At 39.6% G+C, this 6,077-nt stretch carries 5 protein-coding genes; 1 reads left to right on the top strand and 4 read right to left on the bottom strand.

Annotated features, from left to right (window positions below; genetic code table 11):
- Positions 1–199 (bottom strand): dTDP-4-dehydrorhamnose 3,5-epimerase family protein (locus tag AAC037_RS17940; protein ID WP_339904493.1); only part of this gene is annotated, 199 nt, incomplete at its 3' end.
- A gap of 207 nt (positions 200–406) precedes the next feature.
- Between AAC037_RS17940 and moeB the strand changes: the two genes are divergently transcribed.
- A complete protein-coding gene (gene moeB / locus AAC037_RS17935; protein ID WP_339904491.1) occupies positions 407–1,621 on the top strand; it encodes a molybdopterin-synthase adenylyltransferase MoeB in 1,215 nt (404 codons plus the stop codon).
- A gap of 137 nt (positions 1,622–1,758) precedes the next feature.
- Here moeB and AAC037_RS17930 read toward each other — a convergent pair whose 3' ends face one another.
- The 3 genes from AAC037_RS17930 to AAC037_RS17920 form a co-directional block, all read right to left on the bottom strand.
- Complete coding sequence (locus AAC037_RS17930) at positions 1,759–4,110, bottom strand: OmpA family protein (RefSeq protein ID WP_339904489.1); 2,352 nt, start codon at positions 4,108–4,110, stop codon at positions 1,759–1,761.
- A gap of 2 nt (positions 4,111–4,112) precedes the next feature.
- Positions 4,113–5,087 (bottom strand): type IX secretion system membrane protein PorP/SprF, encoded by a 975-nt coding sequence (locus AAC037_RS17925; protein WP_339904488.1) that lies wholly within the window; start codon positions 5,085–5,087, stop codon positions 4,113–4,115.
- Positions 5,088–5,127: 40 nt separating this feature from the next.
- The coding region (locus tag AAC037_RS17920; protein ID WP_339904486.1) for a gliding motility-associated C-terminal domain-containing protein at positions 5,128–6,077 on the bottom strand (950 nt) is incomplete at its 5' end.

Genomic DNA, 6,077 nt, shown 5'->3' with positions numbered 1-6,077 from the left:
GTGACACCTGATAATGCATCCCTCTCAAAGTGCCTTTTTTTGGATTAAAAGACATATTGGTTTGGGCAATATTTGATTCGATACCAACTTTATCAAACTCATTTTTGCAAAAAACCCTTCCAAAATACCCCCTTTCATCCTCGATCTTTTCCACATCAATGATATAAGCACCTTTTAACTTAGTTTCTGTAAAAATCATAGCATAACCGTTTGTGAACAATCTACAATACTAATTCCTACGAATTTAATATATTTTTTGAATGTAAAGGTTTATAAATATTTAGAATTAGTATTTAATTATCTTTAATCCACAAATGGCAGCAGCCTTCTAAATCCATCTTTGGAATTTATTGAAGATACTGCCATTCCTGCAGATAATTATTAAGCCATTATAAGCAAGCTGAAAATGGACAAAATGCCCCAAGACTCAAATAGCAAAGCAAGTACTAAACAAAATAGCACAGAGAGCACTGCACCTGACCTTTTTTCCAAAGAAGAGCTGGCAAGGTACAATAGACATATTATAATTCCCGAATTTGGCAAAGAAGCCCAGACAAGCCTTAAAAAATCCAAAGTGCTGGTAGTAGGTTCAGGCGGCCTGGGAAGCCCCTTGTTATTGTACTTAGCGGCGGCGGGAGTAGGTACAATTGGAATAATCGATTTTGATAAAGTAGAAGATAGTAATTTACACAGACAGGTATTGTTTGGAACAGAAGATATTGGAACCCCAAAAGTCGAGGCGGCTAAAAGAAGATTAACAGCCAATAACCCTTATATCAACATCGAAGTATACCATCAAAAATTAACTAGCAAAAATGCCTTGGAACTAATATCCAAATATGATGTGGTGGCAGATGGCACAGACAATTTCCCCACCAGATACTTGGTCAATGATGCTTGTGTATTGGCAGAAAAAACCAACGTTTATGCATCTATCTTCCAATTTGAAGGTCAGGTATCGGTGTTTAACTTTTTAAAAGATGGAAAACGGGGACCAAATTACAGAGACCTATACCCATCCCCTCCTCCTGCCGGCTTGGTCCCCAGCTGTGCCGAAGGAGGAGTCTTAGGTGTATTACCTGGTATTATAGGGAGTTTACAAGCCCTTGAGGTAATCAAAGTGATCACCGGGGTGGGTGATACATTAAGTGGGCAATTGTATACTTTTGATGCTTTTTCGTTTCAATCCAAAACTTTCAAGATAAAAAGAAAAGACAACAATCCATTGAATGGAACGACGCCTACCTTAACCAAATTAATTGATTATGAGCAATTCTGTAATCCTGGGCAGTTAGAAGAGAAAATTAGGGAAATAGACGTGGATGAATTGAATGCCCTAATAGTCAATAAGGAAAGCTTCCAATTGATAGATGTAAGGGAACAGCACGAGTTTGATCTGGTCAATATTAATGGAGTCCACATCCCTCTCCAGGACATAAGGGAAAATGCAGACAAGATCAAAAAAGACAGAAAAGTAGTCATCCATTGCAAAATGGGAGGGAGAAGTGCCAAAGCCATACGCGAGCTTGAAGCCAAATATGGCTTTGATAATTTATTCAACCTAAAAGGGGGGATCGACGCTTACTTAAGGAAATACGATTCCCATTTTGACCAAGCATAACTCCAAGCCTTCTTAATCAAATTTATTTTCTAAAGAAATCAATTGTAGCTCAGCCAAAAAAGCCCTCCTTATTTATTATGAGGAGGGCTTTTTAATTGGATAAATCTTATTCAGATTTAAAGCTATTTATAAGAAAGCTACTCTTCTTTTTTTGTCCAGTCTTTCTTCAATTTGGGCAAGCTTAATTCTGTGCGCCTGTTTTCTTTATGCATATTAGGCGTACAAGGCTGCTCTCCACAATCGTTGATTGGTTTTTTCTTTCCAAAATACTCATAGTTTAATCTACTAGGCGAAATCCCCTTGTCTTCAAGGTATTTCTTCACCACAAGGGCACGTTTTTCAGAGAGTTTCTCATTGTATGCATCACTTCCTCTACTATCTGTATGCCCGGTAATTTCCAATCGATGGTAAAGCATTTCCCTAAGCATTAAAGCAACTCTTTCCAAAGCCATCATGTCATTGACAGATAGGCTGGCTTGATCGAAACCAAAATAAATGGTAGGTAAGTCTGCCGGTAACTGAATATTGCTAACGTCACATAAGTCCAAGTCTTGCATTTCTGGTGGCAGTTGATAGGCTTTTCCTTCTTCGGGAAATGCCAGTAACAATAGCTCCGTCCTTCTATTGATCTGATGTTGATCTTCAGGACATGGCACCCCGTCACTACAATCATTGGCAGGTTCTTTTTCTCCAAACCATTCTGCTTCTATTCTAGATCTTGCGATACCAAATTGCCCTAAGTAATCTCTCACCGCATCCGCTCTCCTTTCACTTAGTGCCTCATTATATGCTTCACTTGCCCTAGCGTCAGTATGCGACCTAACAGCGATGTTTAAAAACGAATAAGATTTTAACAATTCAGCTACTTTATCAAGAGATGGTTTGGCATCATCTCGTATGGTAGATTCGTCGAGATTATAAAAGACCAAATCCACATAAGCTGTCGTATTGTAAGGCACCCTTACCATTTGATACGTCTTCTCCAGTGAAGCCTCTTTCAATCCTTTTGTGCTAAGTGACTTGTCGTGAATAGAGAAATAGCCATCTTTTTTAATGACCATCTCGAAATCTTCTTCCGGGGCTATTGAGGCCTCCAATTTACCCCTTCCGTCTTGCTTCACCTCTACGTTGATCCTGTCAGTCCCTTCCATTAAGCTAACCTCCAAATCACCTGTCAACTGCTCTCCATCGCAACCAAGAATTAAAGCTTGAAAATCCTTATAACGCGTTTCTAATTCAAAGATATCATCCCATCCCTTACTCTCAGGTCTATCCGATGAAAGTATGGTTTTGTTGTCTGATGTAATGAAAAAGCCGAAATCATCTTGGGGAGAATTGTAAGGAAGGCCTAGATTTTTCACTCCTGAGAAGCCTTTGTCCAAAACTTTCGCTTCAAATAAATCAAGACCGCCTAATCCAACATGACCATCAGAAGCAAAGAACAGTTTCTCTTCTTTGAGGTAAGGATTACTTTCATTTCTGGCTGTATTGATTTCACTTCCTAAGTTCACAGGAGCTTCAAAAACAAAGTCGTCTGAATAATCCATATAATACAAATCAAAGCCTCCAAAGCCTCCAGGCATGTCTGATGAGAAATACAGACGCTTTTCTTCTTCATCTACAAACGGAGTTTTCAAACTATATTCCAAGGGTGCATTAATAGAAAGCCCCTTAAAATCACTCAACTGACCTCCTTCATTGATGCTACTGTAATAAATTTCCGAATGGACTTCATAGCTTCCCGACTTCCTAATTTCTCTACTGACTGTATAAAAAAGCACCGGAGATTCTTGTAAAACATAGGGCTCAGTTGAATGAAAAACATCCGGAACCGGTATGGATAGTTTTTCCATCTCTCCTGAATCATCCATCTTATAGATGCTTAGGAAATCCCTACCTGTCCAATCTGATTTCTTGTTATAGTATTTGTAACTTTTGTCAATTCTTAGTCCTTTTTTATTTCGGTCCAATTCACCCCCCCTATCTGAAGAGAAATAAACTGTCCCATTGCTGTCTTTTGTAAAACCAAATTCAGCACTATTTGTATTCAAACCATCCACTCCAACTACAGCAGAGTTGGGTTTGCTTCCATACCAGGATTTCAAAGAATCAAGGTTAAGTGCGAGTGCTGAGCCATTCATTGAATCCAAGGCAAGAAATACTGCTTCCCTTTGATCGGCTTGGTTTGCTGCTTCGATATAAGCCAACCAATCATTGTTGGTTGCATCCGGGAATTTTACAGCTTTTTCCCACCAATCATGGCTTTTTTGATAATCTCTTAAAAAGGTAAAACTTTCAGCTGCTCCCTTTGCTGCGGTATAAGTAGCCTGTTTACTATAAGCTTTTGCATAGCCATTCGCCGCTTCAAAATAATTAGATTCCGCAGCTTTTCGCTGGGCATACCTCAACAGTCCGCTTTGGGCCTGCACTTGACAGACCATGGCACTGAATAAAATTACAGGCAAGAAATAAATAAAAATCTTTTTCATATTTAGAACCATCTTGGGTTTTTCATATTCACTTTTCTTGGAGAGATGTAGTAACCTAAAGACATCTCATGGCTATTGTTTCGCAAACCATTGAAAGCATTGGTTTGCACATCATAGGCATAACCCAGCCTAAGTTTTTCTGTCGCAAACAATTCTAAAATAAAGGCTACTGCATTTTTAGCAGAAAGACCGGATGGCAAATCCGAAGCGCCCACTTTTAAGTTGGTTCGGTAGGAGGCTCCTGCCCATACTCTGTCCATGAATAAAAACATACCATTTAGATCCAGGTTGGTGGGGCCGCTCCCTCCATTTCGTATCAGGAATGAGGGCTTAAACTGAACTTGATCGGAAATTGGAAACAAAGCCCCTGCTGTCAAGTAATAGTGTACATTATGATAAGCCAAAGCCATGGCCTCTTCTTCTAGTTTCTTTTTACCTATTAGGTTATAGGCACTGAATCCTGCATAAAATTTTGGGCTATGAAAAAAGATCCCGGTGTTCAAATTCGGTGTAAAAACATTGATTCTCCCTTCGGGTAATTCTCCATCTCCAAAATCATTTGGATCATACATGCTCCCATCGATGGCATATTCTGAAACTCCTCCACTTACCCCTATACCCAGGAAAGATTCATTCCCTGTTTGAATCCTATAGGCATAAGTCAATAAGGCTGTATTGGTTTTTGTAGCGCCAACTTCATCTGCCATAATAGAAGCGCCGAAACCCATAAGCCCCTCATTGGCACTTAAGTCTGCTGTGATTGTAAAAGTGGTGGGCGCTCCCGGTAAACTCCCCCATTGACTTCTATAGGTAGATTGAACATAATGTTCCCCCTTGTATCCCGCATAGGCCGGATTTACATGTAAGCCATTAAACATGTATTGGCTAAACTGAGGCAGCTGCTGGGCCATAGACGAATGAAGGCCTGCAGGAAGTAAAATCACCAAAAATCCAAAAACTCTAAAAATATTCTTCATCGAACTTATTATTTTAATGCTGCTACTATACACAAAATCATTATTTTATGACCTGAACCCAACCTTTATAGGTTTGTTCCTCACCGCTATTGTCCGTAATAATCAGGACATAAAAGTAAGCACCTGGATTCAACCCTTCCGCTGCCCAATCATTCATGTAATTTTCGGATTCGAAGACATGGTCACCATTTCGGTTAAGAATGGTTAAGGAGCTTTTTGCAAAGTTTTCAATTCCCTTAATTTCAAAAGTGTCATTTTTACCATCTAGGTTCCCCGGAGTTATTACATTGGGTACAAAGAACCTAATGATTTGATTGGTGTCACTGTCCTCTTTATTTGTTGAAATATTATCCTGATTATCCGGCACTTCAATATTCACTGTATTTGTTACGGCACCAATGCCTACGGCTTGTACCTTAATCACATACACCAAATCTTCACCGGCAGCTATAGATGAAACTGTCCAACTTATAGTGTTTCCTGAAACAGTTGCTCCGGGGTCTGTACCTGTGAAACTGATAAATTCAACATTTGTAGGCAATTGATCACTTACCACAACATCTTCTGCTGAACTCAGACCATTATTGGTTAGTTTGATTTCATATTCAAATTCATTGCCTTCGTAAATGGCCTTACCAAATGAGGTCTTCGAAACGCTAATATCCACTTGTTTGGCAACTACTGTGACAGTAGGGGCAGTAACCTGATCTGTAAACTCCCCAACACTGATGGTTGCGGTATTTACTTTTTCACCTTTTTCTACTCCCATTGCTTCAATTTGGAAGCTGGCAGTTTCTCCGGCACCTAGGGAGGCAATGATCCAATTCCCATCAGTATCTTGTGCTGGCACTGTTCCCATGTTTAATAAACCTGAAGGAAGGGGATCTGCTACATGCACGTTTGTTAAATCAAAGGCTGAATTATTGGTAATACCAATGGTATAAGTAACCACTCCATCTATAGGGATTTCAGTGGCACTGGCGGTTTTAT

Origin of the sequence: uncultured Cyclobacterium sp., assembly GCF_963976465.1 — a bacterium.
Lineage (GTDB): Bacteria > Bacteroidota > Bacteroidia > Cytophagales > Cyclobacteriaceae > Cyclobacterium.
The sequence above is the reverse complement of the archived record's forward strand: the minus strand, read 5'-3'. Positions and strand labels throughout refer to the sequence as shown.

Bases quoted from the DNA above. Each gene is read 5' to 3' on its own strand.
- AAC037_RS17930 (WP_339904489.1), bottom strand. From the start codon at position 4,110: ATGAAAAAGATTTTTATTTATTTCTTGCCTGTAATTTTATTCAGTGCC.
- moeB (WP_339904491.1), top strand. From the start codon at position 407: ATGGACAAAATGCCCCAAGACTCAAATAGCAAAGCAAGTACTAAACAA.
- AAC037_RS17925 (WP_339904488.1), bottom strand. From the start codon at position 5,087: ATGAAGAATATTTTTAGAGTTTTTGGATTTTTGGTGATTTTACTTCCT.